The organism is Brevibacillus sp. HB1.4B (genome assembly GCF_013284285.1).
In the GTDB taxonomy this organism is placed as follows: domain Bacteria; phylum Bacillota; class Bacilli; order Brevibacillales; family Brevibacillaceae; genus Brevibacillus; species Brevibacillus porteri.
The window spans coordinates 300,799-320,734 of sequence record NZ_JABSUT010000009.1; the positions used below are offsets into that span (position 1 = coordinate 300,799).

26 protein-coding genes and 2 pseudogenes are annotated in these 19,936 nt (G+C 41.1%); 11 read left to right on the top strand and 17 right to left on the bottom strand.

All coding sequences use genetic code 11. The features are described 5' to 3' along the window. Positions 1–66: 66 nt before the first annotated feature. The 3 genes from HP398_RS22050 to HP398_RS31240 form a co-directional block, all read right to left on the bottom strand. Positions 67–594 (bottom strand): TetR/AcrR family transcriptional regulator, encoded by a 528-nt coding sequence (locus HP398_RS22050; RefSeq protein WP_173623642.1) that lies wholly within the window; start codon positions 592–594, stop codon positions 67–69. Between the two features lie 473 nt (positions 595–1,067). Next, complete coding sequence (locus HP398_RS22055; protein WP_017249206.1) at positions 1,068–1,451, bottom strand: hypothetical protein; 384 nt, start codon at positions 1,449–1,451, stop codon at positions 1,068–1,070. A 548-nt stretch (positions 1,452–1,999) separates the two neighbouring features. After that, positions 2,000–2,122, bottom strand: coding sequence for a hypothetical protein (locus HP398_RS31240; protein WP_017249207.1), 123 nt, complete (start codon positions 2,120–2,122; stop codon positions 2,000–2,002). Positions 2,123–2,278: 156 nt separating this feature from the next. Between HP398_RS31240 and HP398_RS22060 the strand changes: the two genes are divergently transcribed. The 4 genes and pseudogenes from HP398_RS22060 (at position 2,279) to HP398_RS22075 (ending at position 5,783) form a co-directional block, all read left to right on the top strand. Then, positions 2,279–2,665 carry a hypothetical protein gene (locus HP398_RS22060; protein WP_017249208.1) on the top strand — a complete coding sequence of 129 codons (387 nt, stop codon included), beginning with the start codon at positions 2,279–2,281 and terminating at the stop codon, positions 2,663–2,665. A gap of 453 nt (positions 2,666–3,118) precedes the next feature. Then, on the top strand, positions 3,119–3,940 hold the full coding sequence (locus HP398_RS22065) for a DUF6492 family protein (RefSeq protein WP_173623643.1): 822 nt from the start codon (positions 3,119–3,121) through the stop codon (positions 3,938–3,940). A gap of 1,166 nt (positions 3,941–5,106) precedes the next feature. Continuing rightward, a pseudogene (locus HP398_RS22070) lies at positions 5,107–5,424 on the top strand (site-specific integrase); the annotation flags it as partial. A 200-nt stretch (positions 5,425–5,624) separates the two neighbouring features. Further along, complete coding sequence (locus HP398_RS22075) at positions 5,625–5,783, top strand: hypothetical protein (RefSeq protein ID WP_017249211.1); 159 nt, start codon at positions 5,625–5,627, stop codon at positions 5,781–5,783. A gap of 87 nt (positions 5,784–5,870) precedes the next feature. On the opposite strand, the gene HP398_RS22080 is transcribed toward HP398_RS22075, so the two are convergent. Together HP398_RS22080 and HP398_RS31245 are read right to left on the bottom strand one after the other, a co-directional pair. Then, positions 5,871–6,185: a hypothetical protein gene (locus HP398_RS22080; RefSeq protein WP_173623645.1), complete on the bottom strand. Its 315-nt coding sequence runs from the start codon at positions 6,183–6,185 to the stop codon at positions 5,871–5,873. A gap of 164 nt (positions 6,186–6,349) precedes the next feature. Beyond that, entirely contained in the window at positions 6,350–6,472 is a 123-nt protein-coding gene (locus tag HP398_RS31245) for a hypothetical protein (RefSeq protein ID WP_017249213.1), read from the bottom strand. 614 nt (positions 6,473–7,086) lie between these two features. On the opposite strand from HP398_RS31245, the gene HP398_RS22090 reads away from it, so the two are divergent. Further along, the gene (locus HP398_RS22090; protein ID WP_173623646.1) at positions 7,087–7,551 is read left to right on the top strand and encodes a GNAT family N-acetyltransferase; all 465 of its coding nucleotides are present in this window, start codon (positions 7,087–7,089) and stop codon (positions 7,549–7,551) included. A 279-nt stretch (positions 7,552–7,830) separates the two neighbouring features. Here HP398_RS22090 and HP398_RS31430 read toward each other — a convergent pair whose 3' ends face one another. Further along, on the bottom strand, positions 7,831–8,112 hold the full coding sequence (locus HP398_RS31430) for a hypothetical protein (protein WP_371736769.1): 282 nt from the start codon (positions 8,110–8,112) through the stop codon (positions 7,831–7,833). Then, complete coding sequence (locus HP398_RS31435) at positions 8,090–8,275, bottom strand: DNA adenine methylase (RefSeq protein ID WP_371736770.1); 186 nt, start codon at positions 8,273–8,275, stop codon at positions 8,090–8,092. Before HP398_RS31435 ends, HP398_RS31430 begins: the two co-directional genes overlap by 23 nt. A gap of 140 nt (positions 8,276–8,415) precedes the next feature. Between HP398_RS31435 and HP398_RS22100 the strand changes: the two genes are divergently transcribed. Then, positions 8,416–8,694 (top strand): hypothetical protein, encoded by a 279-nt coding sequence (locus HP398_RS22100; RefSeq protein ID WP_017249215.1) that lies wholly within the window; start codon positions 8,416–8,418, stop codon positions 8,692–8,694. Between the two features lie 62 nt (positions 8,695–8,756). On the opposite strand, the gene HP398_RS22105 is transcribed toward HP398_RS22100, so the two are convergent. Further along, positions 8,757–8,963, bottom strand: coding sequence for a hypothetical protein (locus tag HP398_RS22105; RefSeq protein ID WP_017252589.1), 207 nt, complete (start codon positions 8,961–8,963; stop codon positions 8,757–8,759). Between the two features lie 221 nt (positions 8,964–9,184). Here HP398_RS22105 and HP398_RS22110 point away from each other — a divergent pair, with 221 nt between their 5' ends. The 3 genes from HP398_RS22110 to HP398_RS22120 all read left to right on the top strand — a co-directional run bounded on the left by HP398_RS22110 (position 9,185) and on the right by HP398_RS22120 (position 12,656). Continuing rightward, positions 9,185–9,658 carry a hypothetical protein gene (locus HP398_RS22110; RefSeq protein WP_017252590.1) on the top strand — a complete coding sequence of 158 codons (474 nt, stop codon included), beginning with the start codon at positions 9,185–9,187 and terminating at the stop codon, positions 9,656–9,658. Between the two features lie 918 nt (positions 9,659–10,576). After that, entirely contained in the window at positions 10,577–10,750 is a 174-nt protein-coding gene (locus tag HP398_RS22115) for a helix-turn-helix domain-containing protein (RefSeq protein WP_082192269.1), read from the top strand. Positions 10,751–11,852: 1,102 nt separating this feature from the next. After that, a complete protein-coding gene (locus HP398_RS22120; protein WP_173623647.1) occupies positions 11,853–12,656 on the top strand; it encodes a M23 family metallopeptidase in 804 nt (267 codons plus the stop codon). A gap of 227 nt (positions 12,657–12,883) precedes the next feature. On the opposite strand, the gene HP398_RS22125 is transcribed toward HP398_RS22120, so the two are convergent. The 3 genes from HP398_RS22125 to HP398_RS22135 all read right to left on the bottom strand — a co-directional run bounded on the left by HP398_RS22125 (position 12,884) and on the right by HP398_RS22135 (position 14,707). Further along, the gene (locus HP398_RS22125) at positions 12,884–13,426 is read right to left on the bottom strand and encodes a DUF4309 domain-containing protein (RefSeq protein WP_173623648.1); all 543 of its coding nucleotides are present in this window, start codon (positions 13,424–13,426) and stop codon (positions 12,884–12,886) included. 238 nt (positions 13,427–13,664) lie between these two features. After that, positions 13,665–14,345 carry a hypothetical protein gene (locus HP398_RS22130; protein WP_173623649.1) on the bottom strand — a complete coding sequence of 227 codons (681 nt, stop codon included), beginning with the start codon at positions 14,343–14,345 and terminating at the stop codon, positions 13,665–13,667. Beyond that, positions 14,303–14,707: an RICIN domain-containing protein gene (locus HP398_RS22135; RefSeq protein WP_173623650.1), complete on the bottom strand. Its 405-nt coding sequence runs from the start codon at positions 14,705–14,707 to the stop codon at positions 14,303–14,305. Before HP398_RS22135 ends, HP398_RS22130 begins: the two co-directional genes overlap by 43 nt. 462 nt (positions 14,708–15,169) lie before the next feature. On the opposite strand from HP398_RS22135, the gene HP398_RS22140 reads away from it, so the two are divergent. Further along, on the top strand, positions 15,170–16,384 hold the full coding sequence (locus HP398_RS22140) for a GDSL-type esterase/lipase family protein (protein WP_173623651.1): 1,215 nt from the start codon (positions 15,170–15,172) through the stop codon (positions 16,382–16,384). Positions 16,385–16,626: 242 nt separating this feature from the next. Here HP398_RS22140 and HP398_RS22145 read toward each other — a convergent pair. The 4 genes and pseudogenes from HP398_RS22145 to HP398_RS30995 form a co-directional block, all read right to left on the bottom strand. Further along, positions 16,627–16,871, bottom strand: a pseudogene (locus tag HP398_RS22145) (YolD-like family protein). A gap of 10 nt (positions 16,872–16,881) precedes the next feature. Then, positions 16,882–17,058, bottom strand: coding sequence for a YolD-like family protein (locus tag HP398_RS22150; protein WP_254476275.1), 177 nt, complete (start codon positions 17,056–17,058; stop codon positions 16,882–16,884). Between the two features lie 110 nt (positions 17,059–17,168). After that, entirely contained in the window at positions 17,169–17,519 is a 351-nt protein-coding gene (locus HP398_RS22155) for a hypothetical protein (protein ID WP_017252601.1), read from the bottom strand. Positions 17,520–18,020: 501 nt separating this feature from the next. Beyond that, a complete protein-coding gene (locus HP398_RS30995) occupies positions 18,021–18,167 on the bottom strand; it encodes a recombinase family protein (RefSeq protein ID WP_173621437.1) in 147 nt (48 codons plus the stop codon). Between the two features lie 66 nt (positions 18,168–18,233). Here HP398_RS30995 and HP398_RS22165 point away from each other — a divergent pair, with 66 nt between their 5' ends. Next, complete coding sequence (locus tag HP398_RS22165; RefSeq protein ID WP_173623652.1) at positions 18,234–18,773, top strand: hypothetical protein; 540 nt, start codon at positions 18,234–18,236, stop codon at positions 18,771–18,773. 210 nt (positions 18,774–18,983) lie between these two features. Here HP398_RS22165 and HP398_RS22170 read toward each other — a convergent pair whose 3' ends face one another. Then, positions 18,984–19,301 carry a YopX family protein gene (locus HP398_RS22170; protein WP_173623653.1) on the bottom strand — a complete coding sequence of 106 codons (318 nt, stop codon included), beginning with the start codon at positions 19,299–19,301 and terminating at the stop codon, positions 18,984–18,986. Between the two features lie 42 nt (positions 19,302–19,343). Continuing rightward, positions 19,344–19,487 carry a hypothetical protein gene (locus HP398_RS22175; protein ID WP_017252604.1) on the bottom strand — a complete coding sequence of 48 codons (144 nt, stop codon included), beginning with the start codon at positions 19,485–19,487 and terminating at the stop codon, positions 19,344–19,346. Between the last annotated feature and the right edge of the window lie 449 nt (positions 19,488–19,936).

The window sequence follows — 19,936 nt, forward strand, 5'->3', positions numbered from 1 at the left end:
CTCCTTTTTGTGGAAGTAGTCATCATTACTGGAACGATCGTTCCAGTAACATTAAAAAAATTTTGTTTATAGCATCTCAATAACAGTGTTCATCATGTCATAAATAATTTTTTTGTCAGTTTTCACCTTGGATACTACATTGATACTATGATTTAGGTTAAGTAATAGGTGTGATAGAGCCTTTATATCTTTATTGGAGTCAATTTCTTCCGTCTGCTGTCCTTTACTTAGAAGTTCATAAAAGGCATGTTCCAATTCCTCGAAACCGTCTCGTATCAATTTACGTAGTTGTTCATCTGGTGAATCCAAGCCAAGCGTTGCGTTAGTAATCATGCATCCTTTAGGCAAATCCTCATCAAATGCGGAAGTGATATGCTGATCAAAATACTGTCGGATTCCAGCTTTCGCAGACGACGCATATACCAACAGATCTCTTTTTTTCTGACTTATTTTTTTGTAATGTTGTATCGCTTCAACATAAAGCGTCTCTTTGTCTACAAAGGTTTCGTACAAACTTGATCTGCTTAATTCCATTGCTTTTAATAAATCCGGTATACTTGTGGCTTCGTAACCTTTTTCCCAAAAAACTAACATTGCCTTATGAAGTACGTGTTCCTTGTCAAACTCTTTTGAACGTCCGATAATGATTCCTCCTTAACTGTAGAAGCAGTATAACATTTCGGGAACGATCAGTCCATTATTTTAATATGGTTCCAGGCGAGCTCCACGCGGTTACGGCGATTTTGATGGTGACCACGAAAAGGACGACGAGCCGGAGATATCCGACCACTTAATAAATGGCACGACCTGGACGATACTTGCCAAGCACGTTTTACAATCCGGCAAATAACATTTTGTCTTGTGTACAATCAATCAAACCATGGCGCCGATATACAAAGGTGAGTCCACGAATATGAACTCAAGCTGAACTTCACCGTACAACTTGCTGGCTCTCTTCCGCTTGATGTGAATTACTAATCTGAAACGCGGTAAATCAATAATAAAGACCATGAGATCGACTCAATTTGGATGTGTCAACCTCATGGTCCTTTTTGACGAGATACGGATTAGTCCCAGTTTCGAATATACCCTTTTGCCTTATTAGTGCTATAGTTTTTTACTTCGAGTTTGTACGTGCATCCGCCTTGCATGTATACGTTAGTGCTATCTTGTTTGTAGCTAGAGTCTGTACCAAGTTGAATCTGTGTATCCACATAGTCAATGTCTCCTGCACATTTCTTCCATACAAAAGCCCCAGCCAGTCCAGTACCTTCCGAAATCAATGTAACTCGGCCATATTGATGTTGCCCACTTACCGCGCTCGTCCACTTGGTATCATTACTGTATTCAACGACAACTTCTGCTTGCTGATTTGCAGCAAATACCGTATTAGATGTAAACGATGATACTAATAAGGTAGCAAGGCTAATAGACATGAACTTCTTTTTCATTGCAAGACCTCCTAATATTTGGATGTGAACAAAATGAATTATACCAAATTAAGGTAAATTATCAATTGTTTTAATTATAGTAGCAAATTCACAGTGCGCGAAGTTATATGGAGGTTGTGGACACTACAGATCGATTTCTTGCCCCATTGAGTAGCAGGTGTTTGTCTCTTTAGTCCAGATAAACCGTTTTGCCCGCTCCCGATTAGGTAATTAATCCGTTTTTCTCTTCAGCTTCGATTGCCATTTCATCCACTTGCTACACGCATAATTTTTCTTATGCCGATTTTTCTGGACTGCAAATGCGATTTATTTACTTATTACTATCCTGTTATTTCATTGGGATGCCAAACGAACTGCTAAGAAGAAGCAACAGACTAAAACAAAAGTTGCACGATAGACGCCCGTGTTTTTGGGCTTCTTTTCATTTTTACCGTTTTGTTAAGCAACTAATTCCACCGCTGCTGTGCATATCACTTCTTGTGGAGTATCTCCAGAAGCATCTCCACCACTTGCCACGCATCGGCTAGGTTTAGGAGTGGGTTCCAGTTCTAGATCCAGTCGTATTGGGTTGAACTTTTAACCCATACTTGCTTTTCAGACCAGTATGGCTTGTCCTTGTGCCACCCCATGACCTTTGTTGCAAGTGTTTCAATGATCTGCTGATCTGTCATCCAGATCCCTCCTCATCGCACAGGGTGTAGTGCTCGAAAAATCATCTGCGGACTCTCTATACTTCTGGTCAAAAAACCAAAAATCGAAAATTGTGGTGATGCCCTTGTCCACCACTGTACCTCCAACATAGTTTGGTACAAGGAGGTGATAAGAAAATGGCAATGAATCCGCCAATTTTTATTGGAGCAAATAGTATTGCAACTATCGGAAACCGTTTTTTCCTAATTGTTGAGGTTGAGGCAAAAGTACCTGGTGTGGAAATTGACCCAGTATTTGCGGTCCGCATAACCCGCGAACAAGCACGAAGGCTCCGAAATGCAGGTGTCATGAGAACGGTTATTCAGAATACACGTCCACGGCCTAGGCCTGGATTTGAAGTGGAGTTTAAAGGTGTACTGTTCGCTAATGGTCGGTTTTTCTCAGTTTTCGACGTTGAAAATTCAACCGATACTTCAGTACTTGTTAGAATCAGCCGTGAACGAGCACAAAGGCTTATTCGTAATGGAGCACGTAGAATCCCAGTGATTAGAAGAACTTTTTAAATGTCTCGGCTGGATTCTTTCAGCTACTGCGATGGAAACCCTGTGGAGAAACTGCTGCAGGGTTATTCCTTTTATACCGAATGTTAAAATGTGAAAGCGACTTTCAATCTATCCTCCTACAAACGCCTTTTTCCGGTTTCGTCGGATTTCGTCGCGGCCATCACCGCACTCCTGGTTGTCTGCCAGCTCCATCTGTTCCGGTCTACCTTCAAAGAAACGTATTTATCCAGCCAGTACCATCGATATCGGGTCGAGCTGCCATTGTTGTAGGTCAACGATTTCGACGAGACAAAGTGAGGAGAGTTTCAGACAAACATCCATTTCTCAGGATTTCCATATCTGTCATATTCACCTTAAGGAAGAAAATCATATCCTATCTGGAAAGTCGGACACTCTGGCCAACCTGTTCAGACACATATGCTTGAAACTGGTTAGCGAAAAGGAGTTGAGAAGTTGACACGTTCAGCGAAAAGTACCTTCAACAGCTCTATTAAAATCGATGTCCTGATCCCAGCAATTGAGAAAGACCTCGGTACTCTTCCCTATGTCATTGACAGTATTCGTAAGCAAGTGAAGCATCCGGTCGGTAAGATCATGGTTGTATCGCCACCAAGCAAACGAATCCAAGCCCTTTGCCGGCGTAAAAACTGCACCTTCATCAATGAAAGACGCGTCCTACCGATTACAAAAAAAGACATTCACTACCAAACCAAACGCACCAATCGCTCAGGCTGGCTGCTCCAACAATTGTTGAAGTTGGCAGGAGGAAACTTGACCAAGCAAAGGTATTATCTTGTGATTGACGCCGACACCATTCTCATCCGCCCTCATGTTTTTCTCGTCAACGGGAAAACCGTTTTTTACTGCCGGAACTGGAGTCGTCCCGAGTATTTTCGCACCTATAAGAAATTAATGGGAACCAAGCCAACCGCTTCGCGCTCTTTCGTTGCCCACTATATGCTGTTCGACAAATCGAAGCTCTCCCGGCTGAAGTCTAAAATTGAGGCTAGGCATAAGACTAGATGGTACTGGGCGATTATCAAGAAAACCAATAAGCAGAGTTATGCCGGCTTCTCTGAGTTCGAAACTTACGGTAACTTCGTGAAAGCTAACTACCCCGGTCATCTGGTTATAAGAAGTTCCCTTAACAAAAGCTTATCTTCAAACCCAGCATCACTTACTCGTAAACGAATCATCAGACTGGCCCAGAATTACAGGTCCATCTCCTTTCATAAACGCGGCTGGTATATCCGGAAGAAGAGCCTGAGAAAATAAAGAGATGCCGAGTCCAACTGTTTGTGATGTAAAATGGTCTCCAGAGCTTTGCTGAATGTGTCTGTGGGCAATCTTGGATTCGTTACAGGTGTATGCGAAGAGAGATGGGCGAAGTGCGAACGGGGTGAATCATTATACGATTCGCAAAGCTTCATAAGGCTTGTTCCAATATGGAGAGCCTCTAGTCCATTTCGAGTCAACCATATGGAGCCTTATCAAAATGAGCATTTTGTTCAATCGATAGCGCCAACTATCCAGCCGGCTGTTCTTTATATCTCTCGAATACCGCAGCGTTCCCAGCCCCGACACAATGTTCTAGTAGATTTGCGCGGACCAGAGCTTCCACAATAGAAAAACCCCTCGTACCTACAGGCACAAGGGGTTTCGCTTATTAATAAGCAGTCATGTATTGCTCGCGCTCCCAATCGTGACACGCGTGTACGGAACATGTTCTTGGCTTTCAATCCGTTTTAATACTCGCATTTATTCTCTGGCAAATTATGAAACGGTCAATACTTCTGATTAGGTCGACAGATTCTAATAGAATAACTCATCTCCTCAAAACAGGGGCGAGTTCTTAATTAACCAACTAGAATAAAGAGAAGCTTGGTGATTTTGCAGATACATAATTATATTATTGATTACTTACACTACTCTCTATATTCGGGCGTTTAACCTCCAGCGACTCCACCCACTGACACGAGCAGCCTGTCCCCACATTTATCAAAATGAGCAAGAGGTAATATTACTATCCTGATTCTTTCTTTTTCTTATGCATACTCATTGAAAATTCAGAAAAGACTGTATACAAATACTCCTCTCCATGTGTTACTATTTAATAGAAAGTTAAATCCATCCATAAATAGGAGGTGATTAGGAATGTTTAAAAAACTTCTTCAAAAGTTAGGTAGTAAACCCCAAGCTAGATGTACTCCTCCCTGCCTTTGGTTTCCACCCTACACTAAATGCATGTGTCCTGACTAAGTGAGATATTACAAAAGAGGCTATCCCAAAGACCATGAAAATGGTAGAGGGGTGGTCTTTTTTTCGTCTATTTCGTTCATGTCTTTTAATCTAATCGAGCTGATTGTTTATCATAATTGAGCTTGTGTTCCCTGCTTGTTTTGTCCTATCCTCCAGCGTTACGCTCCTAAAAAAAGGAGTGTATTGAAACTGGTATGCGTAAAGGAGAAGCAGGAGCTTTACAGTGGTCGGACATAGATTTTAAAAATCTGACGATACGTATTAATAAGACTTTAGACTTTCAAGCAAAAGACAAAAGTGAGCTATTTTGCGATACAAAAACATACAACTCAACTAGAATGATTCGGATGAGCAAAACGTTAGCTGATGATCTAAAGCAACACATGAAGTACCAGAACCCAAAAAAGCTGGCTTTAAACGAACTTTATCACCACGATTTGAATTTCGTTTTAACCAGAGATGATGGTACTATCGTCCCTAAATCGTCTCTCTTTAACGCGGTCAGACCATCCGCACAGAAATTGGTTGTACTATTTTCCCGCAACATCTGATTTGTAGTGCAAATATGAGATTGTCATAATAATCCTCCCTCATCACAATTGCTCTCCTAACTCTTCCTGTTTTCAGAAAAGTGCAATTTACATATATTATCTATAATGTTACAATATTTACATAATTCTCTTTCAAGGAGGTGGTAACCATGAAAAAGTTCGTTGTAGTTGCTCTGCTGACCGTATCTATTCTTTCAATTTCTACAGCTGCTTTTGCTGGTGGTGGCGGTGACCCTAAGGGTGGTGGCATTACGATCCCTGGCGGTGGCGGTGGTAGCGGCAGTTGCTGCAGTGCCACTCCCAATTAGCTTGAGTAAGCCTCCTCTTGGGGGCTTTCCATTTTTCGATAATCTTCTTGTCACATTTTTTCGCTCCTCATCACAATTTCTCTTATGTTAAACCGCAATACCGTGTGCATTCAGATAAGCCAAGCATCCAGCATGCGGAGCTTCTTTTTTTGTTGAACTGCCGATCGTTTTATTCAATATTTTTTTTGCCTCGGCAATGTAAACTTTTTCGTTTGGCAAAATGTCGAGATAAATTCCTTGCTTTCGAGCTTCCCCCACCAGCACGCCCATGCCTTCCCATGAGGTAGAGAACCGGGCAAACCTTTGATCGCACGCCTTGCAATCATCCGCATTGCACGGCATATATCCGGTTAAACCTAGTGCATCTGCCACTTTCCTATCCAACTCACGTCCTGCTCTCATCTTAGACCACCTCCAGCAACTCAGGATTTTCGTAGATGTTGCCGATGCTCAGATAGTCGGAATCCTTTACGATATGCCATGGAACTAGCCTTCCAGATGGCGTGTTGTTTTCGGCTTCCTCTACATTCCCTGGGATAGTCTTATCGAATACCTCGAACTTAATCTCACGTCCTGCTTGCGTTCTGCTCCTCCTCTGCTTCGCATTTCCACAAATCCGGTTTTAAGCTGCAATAGTAGTTTTCCGGGCAACTCTTACATACATCTGGCATTTTGTCTGATTCAGGCATCCCGTTCCCTCCTATTGCGTCAATTCACTAGACAATATATTCAACTTCGGTAACTCTTTTCGTTTCTCCATCGTTTTTAGCAACCTACCGTTAAACTCATGGGCAAGCAATAAAGCGGATAGTCAAGTCCAGTCCTCGGTTTCAGCTAGCTCTATACTGTCGCCATACTCTTTGAATTCAGCTATTTTATAACCACTCCAGACATCAGAGAGACTATGGATGAAGCTTTTTTGAGACTTGGAGTAGTAGCACCAGACAAACAACTCAGGGAGCGAAGAATCGTTCGGAAGCAGTCTCAATCCAAACAATTCAGGTTTTTTTCTGGACTAGCGATCTTGAATAATTCTGCATGTATCGGCATGGTGTACAGATCAAATTCAACTACTGGTGTTTGAACAGTCATCTTTTCCCCGCTTTTTCAAACGTAATGTTTTGTTAAAAACTCTCTTTATCCCCAATCCCCAGTAGTATTCCAACTACAGAAGCAACATTTTGACTTAACCCTTCTCTGACCTGGTCTTGAAACGATTTTCTGCATCCTTATTAAGTGAAAGATTCGTGATAATATGCTTATTAAATCTTTAACGATGACAACCAGGAGGTTTGATTTTCAAATGGCTGAAAAAAAGAACAAGAGTATCATGCTTGACATCGCTCCGCTAAGAGCAGAGGATCGCAAGCGTTGGGACGTATTGGCTCGAAGCTACAAAGCATTTTACGAGACAGAGCTCCCAGATTCCACATACGACGAGATCTGGAACCGACTGCTCATTGGCGATAGAATATTCGGTTTCGGTGCGCATCTTCATGGAAACTTGATCGGTATCACCCACTTCGTTTTTCAGCCTACGGTCTGGAAAGAAGATGTGTGCTACCTGCAAGACCTCTTCGTTGACGAAACTGCTCGCGGACATGGGGTGGCCCGCGCCCTTATAGAACGGGTCGCTCAAGCTGCTCGAGAACAAAAAGCTTCTGCACTGTACTGGCAAACCCGCCAGAACAATTTCACTGCTCGTGCTCTTTATGACAAAATTGCTCATCATAAAGGCTTCATTCGCTACGACTATACACTTGAATAGAAGTGGAGGCCGGTATCTATTGCTTACGGGATACCGGCATTTTTTCAAACTTGCCTACTGATCCCATTTAACAAATTGAGTGTTGAGTAACCAAAAATCCCCATTTTTCGTAATTCCCATCGAAAGGAGCACTCTCATATGACAATCATATTGATCCTTTTTATTGGATGGATTCTAATCCTGAATGCAGAGTCTCTCAAAGCTAGATGGATATACGTATTTTTATAACGTTCAATCAATTGCAAAGCTGGCTGTTGTTCTATTTGCACCCTTTTCAATCTATCCGTTACCGTCAATACCGATCAGTACTTTACTCCATTGATCAGGCATCCTGTTGTTGGGTGCTTTTGATATGTCGATGCTGTGCTTCCATCCGGTTCTGTCAGATGTTTTTCCACCCCTCGCCATCCAGCACCGAACCAAAAACATCCTTGCCCTTTCAAGCTCGTCCACCTCTTCCTCTACGTGGTAGGAGTTGTAGTATTCTTTACGACTATAGGGGGTCCATTTAGCCTTGTTTGCTAAATCATCGGGATGATCACGGATAATTGATCGTTTCAAGTGCGGATGATTCTTTGTTGAGTAATATTGCTCCGGATCCAAAGTATGGTTCCAAATATGTGGTATGTTCTGGCATATGCTCGATTATCCAGTCGGCCAAGCTCCATTTGCTGCCGGGGTAGTGCAAAATCCTTGGTACTTTCACCGCTCTCTCTCCCCTCATTTATCAATTCGTTTGTTGTGTTTACTAAGTTCAGAACATATTCCCAGAAGCATCGCGTATGGTAAAATATCTCAAATGGTAGACTGTCTGATTATGAGGGGGAATACTCTATTAAGCCGTTTACAAAGGAAGTAAAAAAGGTGGTAGTTGATGGTTCATTATTTCATTGTGTTATTGACCAAACATTTAACCGCGATAACATTAGATTTACTATCTATCCAGCAAGAACTAAAACATCATACGTCTTAATCTCATTTTCTTGGGCGATAAGTTGGTATGCCAATTTTTGTACGCCAGGTACATGCGCTAAAATAGTAAAGCATGCTCTACAAAATGGTTGGGATTACAAGAATGAAAAACGCGTACTGACAATAGAAAATGGAGACTTTCTCGTAGAAAAATTAGGCTTGGAAGTATAAGAAACTACCCTATACTTTCCCCGTCGATCAAGGACGGGTTTCTTTCCATTTTTACCGATGTGTTAAAGTCTGCCACTCTCGATGTACTCCACGAGTTTCTTTGACTCAGGATCATTTGACACTTTCAGTAACTCGAGCATTTCGGGTGCCTTTAGGATAGTTCGAAATGTTTGGTCCGGTGTATCCGTGTATACTGTTGCGATCCATCTGTCATCTTCGCCAAACACGTTTAGAGCTGTTCGTCCGCTTCTGCCGGCTGTCCATTTCATTCCGCTAACCTCCCTAACTAATTGTGATAAAACTATTCCCAGTCGTACGTTGTTTTTTCTTTGTCCTCTACATGAATGACTTGCCGTTATTACCAAAGCCTATCGGCTCTAATTACTGCTCACCAGTTTGAACACTTTTATTATCCAAATATTGTAAAAAGCAATGATTAATCTGTATAATGGTAATTGTATTTCAAATAAAGAATAGGGAGTGTTGTAAATTGGATTTTGGTAAAGTCAGGAAAATCATTACAGTTCCTCTGTTATCAATGGGACTAATCCTCTCTGGGGCTGCTTCCGCATCAGCAGAGAAAGCTCCAGCATTAAACCAACAGAATGTTCCAGCTACGAACCTTTCTAACTTTTCATACTCTATTCCAAATGCAAACTATGTTTATAGCCCAGTCTTTAATCTAAATGCAGGAAAAGCATATCTATTAGTTGATAACCAGGTTGCACATGATGACAATTATTCCTCAGATGTTAGATACCAACTTCGCAAATTAAACAACGATGGTACTATTACAATTGTAGGGAAAGTAAATGTGACACAATCTACTTTTTCCCCAAGACTTTACGAGATTGTAGATATTCCAAGCACCGGTTCGTATTACGTGTACGTTAAAAATGACACTAAAGACCCGAATCGTAATATAATTGGGGTATCTGGTCAAATCAGCGTTTACTCCCAATAATAGTAACTTTCGCTCTACGCTTTTTCATAAGTGTAGAGCTTTTTCTATTAAGAGATCTTACTTATTACACATCCTGTTAAATTGAACTACTTCCAAATCGCAACACGCATTCTTCCTAAAAATGCTTAACTCCTCTGATAAGTCCATAACTCTCTGCCAATTTTCGTTTGCTTCGTCTCTATAATGAGTGCGTCAACATCCATTAGACTTTTTATTCTGCATATAAAAAGCTCTTTATCTGAGTCATTCATCAAATTAAGCCCCTCCTTATCTCCCTGAGCATTGTGATAAAATTTGTAAAAATCCATCTTTCGGAGTTGAGTTTTTATGTTTGAAAACATTCACTGGAGTGTTTATTCAAAGGCTTCTTCTAAACAAAAAGCAATGAAGGTATTCTCAGAGCTTGAAATGTCTCTCGGAACCAAGGGGAGTACAAGTATTCACTCATTTTTACTTCACCCTTAAATCAGACAGACCTTGCTCACGTGGTCTTAGAAGCATTGCTTACAACATGTAAGCTTGGTCGAAATTGGTCCGTAACTGGTCCACGCCTCGGAGCACAGGATATTTGGCATTTTGACGGAATCTGCATAAAACCAACTTTTATTGGGGTGGATTGGGTTATTTTCACTGTACGAAACGATTGATGGCTCTTTAACATATTTGAGCTTGTGTACCCGTCTTTTTTGTCCCAACCTCTCGCGATACGCTCCTAGAAAAAGGAATGTTGTCGCCATATAGAGAGATCGTTTTATTACATCGTTTCTTGGAGTGAGGCAAACGCACTGGTTAGGGTCTTATCAGAACGCTTTATTCCGTTTGCACTTGTTCAGTCGAAGCAGATCCCGCACGCCAAGGCTACATTCCATGAGTCTCCAGTACCTCCTTAGCTTCGGAACACAATATGGTGTCCCTCCAATGTCCAGACCTGGAACGAATCTTTCCCACACACAATACATCGCCCATTTGTCCCGCTCCCATACTTCCGCTAGTACTTTTGAGTATGTATCCCTAGACGTGTTGGACAAGCTCTGTAATCACCTAGACTGCCGTATTGAAGACATCATCGAACATGTTCCTGACAACAAATAAAACACACCCAACCGGATGCGCTTTTTTTGAATTCGAATAAGGAAGTTGATTTTGTGGCGAATTTGAAAAAAGCTTATGGATAGAAAAACCCCTCGCACTTACAGGCACAAGGGGTTTCGCTTATTAGTAAGCAGTCATGTATTGCTCGCGCTCCCAATCGTGAACGCGTGTGCGGAACATATCCTTGGCTTTCAATCGGTTTTAATACCGTCTAGAAACCGCATAAAATCAACAATTTCACCTACTGTTGTTTCAAATGACATCAAAGCCTTTCAAATTTTCGTGGGCAAAAAGTGGGCAACTAAGTGGGCAAAATTCGAAAGAACTATTCTTTTAAAAAAAGCGCACCCGTGAGGCATCAAACTCCTGGGTGCGCTTTGCTATATGGAATAATTTCTTTCCTTCATGCTTGTTTGTAAACAGGACCGCGAACCCCTCCAGCTTCCATCCAATCATTTAATTTACTGAGTTGAAACCGAAGTGCTGATTTTCGTGAACTTATTGATCCGAGTCGAGATGCTGGTAATGAACCTTATCGTACCATTAGGTAGATCACGTCCGATGAAATGTTCAGGTATCTGGCTGCTTCATTAACAGATAACTACTTTTCAATCTTAGGCTCCCCTCTCGTCTCTATCCTTTCTAGTAATCTCGGTATCAACAATTCTAACCAGTCGATCATCCTCTATTATTTGCTGAATTAAAATTTCGAGAATATCTGCGGATTTATTCATTCAAATCACCTTGTAATTTCAATTAACTGACCTATCCGCAGTTTAGACAAGGGATCAAAAGATTATTCAAGCCCCCATTCGCGAAAAAATGGACAATTCCATTTTTAATGGTCGGGCCAAACGAAATCGGTCTCTGGGGAGTGCTCAGGCATTCGTTGTGGAACTGGCACTCGCTGCTGGAGTGTTTCGAGAGAAGCTGAAACGGTACATGATCGGGGGAAAGCATATTCGCTACCAAATATCCACCCTTCCGTTAAGAAATCTAAAAATAAATGACCATAAAAATATATTGAATTTTATATTATTAATGCTAGAATTAATTTGATAATATTTACATTTTTGCATAAAACAAGGAGGTTTCTGAATCAATGAAACGATTTACTTTGGGATTACTTACTACAGTAATTTCACTAAGTATTAGTAGTACTTCTTTAGCTCAAGCCACTGATGTAAAAACTATGTCCACTCCTGATGATCCATACTCTTCGCTGGGGTGGAGGTGGCCAACCACTAGTAAAGATATTACTGGAAATTATAAAGACAAAGATCCAGATGGTGGTAAGCACAAAGGAATTGATATCGGTGTAAAACTAGAGTCAGTTTATTCAGTTGCTGATGGTGAGGTTATTGCAGTTGGTATCTATACAAGCGCCCCAATTAAGTATGTGACAATTGAACATGACGATGAAGACCCTAATGGAAACAAATTGATCACTAGGTACCTGCATTTAGATAACTACTCTGTTAAAAAATATGAGGTTGTTAGCAGAGGAGATAGAATTGGTAAATCAGGGAATACAGGAGCTCCAGGCGAAAAAGCTGGAAGGGGTTACCATTTACACTTTGATGTAAATAATGAAGGGAAAAAGAACCCAAACTTCTCAGACACTATCAATCCAGAATATTTTTGGCCAAATGATTTCAAGCGTTTTGCCCTATTATCAGATGAAAGTGATCATAGCAACCATAACCATGAAAATTATGACAATCCTGAGTATTTCATTGACCAAGTACTGATAGATCATATCGGGGAAGATGCTTTCAATGAGTGGTTGAATGGTAATGAGCCTGAAGATAGAACTTTAACAAACCTAAAAAAACAGTTTCATCTAACTGACGAAGATGTGGAAGAAATAGATCGAGAAGCGAAAGCAGAAGCAAAAAAACAATAATTAGTTAGGGTATAACACTTCCCTTCATTCATATCCATTATGTTTTGGTAATTAATAAGACATTCATTGGATATTAAAGATAATAAACTGTATTCGAACTAAGCCTTTCTAGCCCGTGTTGTTGCCAAACAAGGCAATACCTCGGGCTATGAGTTTATAAACTTTGACTGACAATTTCCCTCATCTTGAACTTGTTATGAAAGAAAAAATAAGCCAGAATACCTGACTTATTTAATCCGGAGAGTAATATTTTTGACTGGACTATCTTTTGTATCAAACTTAAGAATTAGTAAATTTCCATTGTTTTCATATTCCAATATAAAAGCATCTCCGCCCGCATCATCCATAAACTCGCGAGAAGGTTCTCCCAAGATTTTTTTGATTTCCTCAGGTGTTCCAGTAAGCCCAACTGTCTTTGGCTCTGCATTCATCATGACGACTTTACTATTATCATTCACTTCATCAATTGAATTGGCATAGTCTTCAAATTGAAAATTAAAACCATCATAATATGCACTAAATCCATACTCCGAATTTCTACCTTCAATTGGCTTTCCCAGTTTATCTATCACCTCTTTTTTTGTTGCTCCGATGCCAATTGATACACCTTCTAATTGACCATTTTTTACTTTCTCCAAAGTGTTAGATTGAGCAGCTTTTATCGTTTTATCTTCAGATGTTTCAGAAATCTTAGAGCAACCAAATAACGCCATTGAACAAATAATTCCTACAAGAAAAACATTACGACATGTTTTAATCAAATCAACCACACTCCTTATAAAAGCATTTTACCATATAATGTAAATAGTTCAACATTATAACTCGATCAACCTGTATCCAAATACCATTTTCTCCTATAAAAAATCCCTCACTTTAGATGAGGGAAAGTTCTCGTCAAACCCGTCTCCTTAAAACAGGGACGGGTTTGCTATTTCTTGAATACATTCTGGCATGTCGTTTTTTGGACTTCCAACCATTGCTTGAACTGGGTAGCTTGTTGTAACTGTTCTAATTATCCAAAAGCTTTGCTGTTAGAGGATAGTAACTAGATTGTGTTGTATTTGGATCTGTTACTGTCCATGGTTCCCATACGAGTGTACCGTCTGAACGCTGTACACTATATTCTGAAACCAATACATATTTAGACCATGCGACAATATAGGGATTCGGGTTGTCAATTGACAATTCTTTTGTCTCTTCAGTCAATTTTGTGGTTGTGTGACTCTCATGTGTTGCTAGTTGCGTTGTATATTGATAAGACAGACTAGCAGAAGAATGCGACTTATCCTCCTTTCCAAATTGAAATCCTACGTCTGCCCCAATCGTATGACCAACGGTTGTTGACACCATATTTTGATCTTCCTGCGTCATACCTGTGGTTTGTGAATATTTGTGTACTTCATTTGGAGCAAGTGTATGTGAAGCTACTCGCCTCCAGTATTGTTTTCTTACGTATAAATAATAGGGATTGGTTTTTATTTGTTGTGGAGTATCCTTATAATGAGGATCGTCAACCGCAATAAATGGTGCTAGCGTATAATGAGTTGTAACCTTTTCGGTAAACTCTGGTAATGTATCATTTATATCCTCATATTGAGGAACAGCTGGTACTGGATACGTTGGAACAGAAGGTAATGTAAAACTTTCTACAGCTTCAGGAAGCCAGCGTTGAGTATCCCCCCATTCCACTGCGACATCAGCACATTAGGAAACGAAGTATCTATTACTAAGCCGGATAATTTGTTGCTAATTTTTTGGTAACCACCTTCCAAATCATGTAGGAACCATTGTTGAGTATCCCCCCCATTCCACTGCGGCGTCAGCACCCAATGTCCGGGTTTCGTATCTACAGAATCCGCTACATTGCCGCCGAATTTATCGACAATCGCATAATAATTATTATTAAGCGGGACGAACATAAATCGTTGAGTATCCCACTCAGCCCACGTTACCGAAAGCAGTGGAAATCCGACACCCTGAGCAGTCAATACAGCGACAGCGTCGAAAGATTTATTGGCAATCTTATAAAATTGGTTTTGATTAGGTTTCACAAAAAATCATCCTTTCTGAAAAGGTTCACTTCCTCAAAATATGTCATAATTACCAATAAACGTCAATGCGAACGTGTACGATTTTGCTTGTTTAAGCGTGTACAAATTTAATCATTTTATTTACTAAAATAATCTTGTACCTCGTGGTCAAATAAAGTATTTGTTTCGTATACCCGCAAAGTCCGCATACGAATAGACATTTCACAGCAAAAGCCCGTCCCCTTAAAATAGGGACGGGTTATTCTCTAGCCAACTAAAATAAAATCAAACGAATACTGGCGAGCGAAGCATACCTTAGAAAATAATCCTTCATAAATTTCGCGAAAGGTCAAACGAAGACGTTGCTTGTTACATTTTCACACGATATTGATCTCATCTGCACCTAATATTGACCTCGTCTGCACTCGATATTGATTTCTCTCTTCTATGATATGGGTATCTTGCAAGAAGGAGATATTGCGCATGAAAATGGTACAACGATGGGTAAGCATTTTACTGTTAGCGGCGATACTATCGACCCTCGGCGCCTGCGGCTCGGTCGACGACAAGCGGCAGACTCAGCTCGCTACGACACAGGCGCCTTCAGGCAGCGTCCAGGAATTGTTCGGCAGCAGCTTGTTCGTAGGCGACTCCATTATTGGAGGGCTGACGAACGATGACCTGCTGCCTGAAGCGAACGTTATGGGGGGGGTGGGTGCAACAGTTCAAACTACACTGGACAACGTCGAAGAGATCGCGGGCCGCAAGCCTTCGCATGTGTTCCTTTCAATGGGGCAGAACGATCTCAGGGAACCGTCAGAAGAAGCGAAGAAGACATTCGTACAGAAATACACTAGGCTGGTCGATCGTCTAAGGGAACTCCTGCCAGCGGCCCGCGTCTACGTGCTGTCGATTACGCCGGTAGATGCCGCATCACCGTTCGGTGCGTCCATGAACCCGCAGATTGAAGAATTCAACGCAGCCTTGCAGAAGATGGCGAAGGAGAAGGGAGTAGACTACATTGACCTTGCCCCCATTTTCCGGCAGCACAAGATTCAATACGATGAAGACGGCTCTCATTTAAAGAACGCATTCTATCCAATCCTGTTGGGCTATTTGAAGGAGCAAACGGATTTGGACAATCAGACGCGCGGTCCGGCGGTCGCCGATACGAACGAAGCCTACAAAGCAACGTTCAGGCACAGTGTTTTCCTGGGAGATTCCATCCTGGGGGCGTTGTCCTATCTGAACAAAGTGGATACGGCGAATGTCATTGCCCCGAGCGGCGCGACGCTCTCTCTCGCCCTCATGAATGTCGAGAAACTCGCTAGCCGGGTACCGGAGCATGTATTCATTCTGCTGGGCAGCAATGACATGCGGTTGTCGGACAAGCAGGAATTCGTCGAGCGCTTTCGCCAGCTGATCGGTAGCATCCGGAACAAGCTACCAAAGGCCAATATCCACATCCTGTCGATCCCGCCAGTCACCGAGGAAGCCCTGAAGCAAGAACCGCGGTATGCGAACATTCCGGACTTCAACCAAGCGCTTGAACAGTTGGCCGATGAAGTCAAAGTCGATTACGTGGACTTGTCACCCCTCTTTGGAGCCAACAACATCCGTTACGCGGACAACGGTGTTCACTTCAAGCCGGATTTCTATCCGATGCTCCTGGATTACTTGAAGGGACTTGTAAAGTAGGGAAATGGCCGGTTAGTTGGCAAGCGTCAAACAGCCCCCACCTTTTAACCAGGATAGGGGCTGTGTGTGCTTGTCAGTGTTTTTCGGATCTACAAACTGCAGTAGTCACTCGAATAAGTGCGGGATTTCATTATGACGAAAACAAATCTTGCTGAATCACCACTTTGCAGTCTTTAGCGTGTTGCTCGTTATGTACATCCAGCGTCAGCGTAAAAAAAAACAAAGGCGAGATGCGCTGGTAATTACTCGTAACTCACTTTCATAATGTCCAGGAATGGTATTTTCCGTATAGTTCCGTTTTCATCTACATAACTAGCCTTGTACGCGAATCAAGAACTGTGATCCGCCCGCGCACTTTCTCGGTCATCCCCCAAACAGTTAACGCTCTTTCGTCGCAATCATCTTTCACTTCAATGAGTTGACTCCCTAATTCCTCTAACTCAAATTCATCCCTAGTCGGCCTTTTAGGTGTTGTTGACTTTGCCATAGAGCCCTCCTTAATCCGCTTTTACAGCAGTTATGTGATCCATAGATATCCACTGGCTATATTCAACAGTCAAAAGCTTCATTCTCCTGCTGTTCTGATCGATCCACATAACAACACCCCACATCGTGCATATGGTTCCCAGGTTGCCTTTGTTTTGCTTCCAATTGTTTTGCTTCGCAAAAGGCACTTCCTCCTCAACCTATAGAGGGAGTGGAGGAAGTGCCTATGGTATATTGAAATGAAGGTCTCGCGATGAATTAAACACTGCAGTAGTAGTTTTTATATGTACCTGGATACTCAATCCTCACTCTCTTCTGAAGCCTCAATTTCATCTAGTCGAAGTCTTTTAGCAATTATTTCGTTCAATGAATCCTTACTGATAAAACGTACTGCCTCAGGTATAAGTTCTCTCGAAGGGAAATCAATTATTTCACTTCTCTCGATCAGTGCATACCATACCCTAGGAATTTTGTTCTCTATAGCAAAACGGTATATATCTTTAGCTTCTTCAAGTGGTACTTCTAAATTGATATAGATTTGTGCAATTATTTGATTTCTAATTTGACGATGTAACCAATTTGTATGTTGGTACCGATAATACATAGATTCGATAATTGAGGCAGCAGCATACACTTGTTGTTTATCCATAAATACCCCCTATAAGTAGACCATTTATAAAGTCTGGAAAAATTAGTCTACATGATTACAAATGCAGTGGTGGGTTAGGGTCTATCAAATGTTTTGTGTAAACCTAGTGAAGCCATCTTCATAGTGAACGAGGGCGATCATGCTCTCGTTTTCTTACTTTCTCTTATGTTAAACAGCTTCTAACAACTCCGGATTTTCGTAAAATTTCCTATGATTATGTCATATTCACAATCACTTTGATGCTTCCAGTAAGCTAAAGGGTCTGCACTCTCATGAACTCACTTCACTTCGCCAAGCACTCTCTCCGGAATTTGCAAAATATCATCCTCGTAAATCTATTGATTAGAGGATCATTTGCTTTTCTCACTTTTGCTAAAATGTCGTCCACTTGTCTACTATTCGACAATATCTCCTAAAGCAATGAGAATGGACATCATATATAGTGGAATATATTGGTATTATCATAGAAAGGTTGATGCTAATGTTTAAGTGTACGTTGTGTTAAATAAACCCTAAAAATTCCTGACCATACCTTCCTAAACGATCCAAACGCCAAACCACTAAGGTATCAGAAGGACGAACAAATCGAAAAACATCTTCCAATCCTTGCCTTTTATCTTTTGCACCACTAGTTTTATCGGTAAATATTTCCTCACAACCACTTTATAACAAGCTTTGCACCAGAATTAAAATACTATTAGAACAGAGGTTTTTATGAAAAAATTCTCATTAATTTTGTTTGCGGTATTCATTCTTCAGCTCTCCATTGTCTCAGCGGCGTCTGCAAAGAGTACGCTCAAAGTTGGTGAAACACTCGAAAAAGGTCAAGTGTTAACCTCGAATAATGGTATATATTCCCTCATCATGCAGAACGATGGAAATCTCGTACTTTATAAGAATTTCAATAATTCCACAACGTCTCTCTGGGCTTCAGGCACTGCTAAATTTCATGCTGATTATATTGATCCAGCTACTGGTTATTATAAATCATATTATCCCGAATATTTAGGATTCGCCAAAACTCTTAATTTCCCAGTAGCTCTTGGTTTACAAGAAAGGGGAAAAGGCTATACTATATGGAGATTTGCTCCCGAAGATTGGGCTCCACGCCATTACGGAAAAAGTAACGTGCCAGCTGACCTCACTGGCGACATTCTAGTTGTTCAAGATGACGGTAATGCAGTTGTTTATAACACAAAGCACGCTGATAAAGGCTGGTATCCTGTCTGGGCTACAAATACTTACGGGAAATAAGATTATAATGAGAGAGTCGCTTACTGTGGCTCTTTTTTTTGTCAAGCCAAGTGTCTCTCCCCGTCCGTCGCCGTATAGAAGAGGGAGACTTCTTTTGGGAGTAATTACATTCAAAGCGAACGCAAATATTGGTCCCGTTAATAAAATTGCTCCAAACATAATCTCCTCTTCCCAAGGGTTTATCTATTCAAGCAGACACATGTCGAAATTTCATTCCGTTAGGCAAAACAAGTGATGCATTACTTCGATAAAAACATACCTGGCGTGTTCTTGGTCGAATGCTACTTCGAGATATACGGCTCCATCGTCATGCCCTGCCTCATTAATGTCCCCTTCGTAAATCTCCATGCCGTTCTTGTCTTTCAAACCTGTGTATTGCATAAGTGGACTCGCATTGCTGAAAGTGATGCTGAAAACCGCACTCAAACCTTCGCATTCCTCTGCAAGCAATGTATCCCACCCAACCATCTGTCCTTTCAATTTGCTGCTGTCTTCCCAAACGTATTGCCGAAATTTAATCTCACGCATAACCCTTCCCCCTTCATTTATCAAATCGATTGAAATGTTAAGTCACTCTTGTGTGCAAATATAATTTCCGTCTTCATCCACTTCGATTGAATAGTCCTTACGCAAATCGATTCCAGCCCTTTCAAGAGCATCATCTAAAAGCATCACACTAGCAGTTAAACTCCAGTGAACTTTCACTCGTTTCATTGTGCATCCTCCTCATTTATCACATCGTGTGTTGTGATAACTTGTTCATATTCCCCTGAACTATCTCGTATTGTATAATTTTGTAAACACTTTGATTTTTAAGGGGTCTACTGCATGTTTCTACCGATTATTAGTATCTTGATGAGTATCTGGTTGTTTAGAGAAGCAAAACTACGTAATGAAAACAAGTTCTTATGGGCAATTCTCGGGATTTTATTCTCATTTTTAGCTATAGGATTTTTTCATTTAAAACATCGGAACCGAATTCAAGGAATTGTTGCCTTGATCTTTGGAGTGCTTATCTACTCGATTACCTTGAAAAATTACTTTTCTTAATTACCGTTGTGTTAAGCAGCCACTTTTATAGCAGCTTGGCAGATCGCTATTGGTAAAGACTTGCACTCCGAGTATTCGATGAAAATATAGTTTGAGACAGAAGACAAATTACC

What these genes read in the sequence shown, in the direction of transcription:
- HP398_RS22050 (WP_173623642.1), bottom strand. Translation starts at nt 594, where the DNA reads ATGTTAGTTTTTTGGGAAAAAGGTTACGAAGCCACAAGTATACCGGAT.
- HP398_RS22165 (WP_173623652.1), top strand. Translation starts at nt 18,234, where the DNA reads ATGAAAAAATTCTCATTAATTTTGTTTGCGGTATTCATTCTTCAGCTC.
- HP398_RS22060 (WP_017249208.1), top strand. Translation starts at nt 2,279, where the DNA reads ATGGCAATGAATCCGCCAATTTTTATTGGAGCAAATAGTATTGCAACT.
- HP398_RS22155 (WP_017252601.1), bottom strand. Translation starts at nt 17,519, where the DNA reads ATGGATAAACAACAAGTGTATGCTGCTGCCTCAATTATCGAATCTATG.
- HP398_RS22170 (WP_173623653.1), bottom strand. Translation starts at nt 19,301, where the DNA reads ATGCGTGAGATTAAATTTCGGCAATACGTTTGGGAAGACAGCAGCAAA.
- HP398_RS22175 (WP_017252604.1), bottom strand. Translation starts at nt 19,487, where the DNA reads ATGAAACGAGTGAAAGTTCACTGGAGTTTAACTGCTAGTGTGATGCTT.
- HP398_RS22090 (WP_173623646.1), top strand. Translation starts at nt 7,087, where the DNA reads ATGGCTGAAAAAAAGAACAAGAGTATCATGCTTGACATCGCTCCGCTA.
- HP398_RS31240 (WP_017249207.1), bottom strand. Translation starts at nt 2,122, where the DNA reads ATGACAGATCAGCAGATCATTGAAACACTTGCAACAAAGGTCATGGGG.
- HP398_RS22055 (WP_017249206.1), bottom strand. Translation starts at nt 1,451, where the DNA reads ATGAAAAAGAAGTTCATGTCTATTAGCCTTGCTACCTTATTAGTATCA.
- HP398_RS22140 (WP_173623651.1), top strand. Translation starts at nt 15,170, where the DNA reads ATGAAAATGGTACAACGATGGGTAAGCATTTTACTGTTAGCGGCGATA.
- HP398_RS22075 (WP_017249211.1), top strand. Translation starts at nt 5,625, where the DNA reads ATGAAAAAGTTCGTTGTAGTTGCTCTGCTGACCGTATCTATTCTTTCA.
- HP398_RS22120 (WP_173623647.1), top strand. Translation starts at nt 11,853, where the DNA reads ATGAAACGATTTACTTTGGGATTACTTACTACAGTAATTTCACTAAGT.
- HP398_RS31435 (WP_371736770.1), bottom strand. Translation starts at nt 8,275, where the DNA reads ATGAGGGGAGAGAGAGCGGTGAAAGTACCAAGGATTTTGCACTACCCC.
- HP398_RS22080 (WP_173623645.1), bottom strand. Translation starts at nt 6,185, where the DNA reads ATGAGAGCAGGACGTGAGTTGGATAGGAAAGTGGCAGATGCACTAGGT.
- HP398_RS31245 (WP_017249213.1), bottom strand. Translation starts at nt 6,472, where the DNA reads ATGCCTGAATCAGACAAAATGCCAGATGTATGTAAGAGTTGCCCGGAA.
- HP398_RS22105 (WP_017252589.1), bottom strand. Translation starts at nt 8,963, where the DNA reads ATGAAATGGACAGCCGGCAGAAGCGGACGAACAGCTCTAAACGTGTTT.
- HP398_RS22115 (WP_082192269.1), top strand. Translation starts at nt 10,577, where the DNA reads ATGTCCAGACCTGGAACGAATCTTTCCCACACACAATACATCGCCCAT.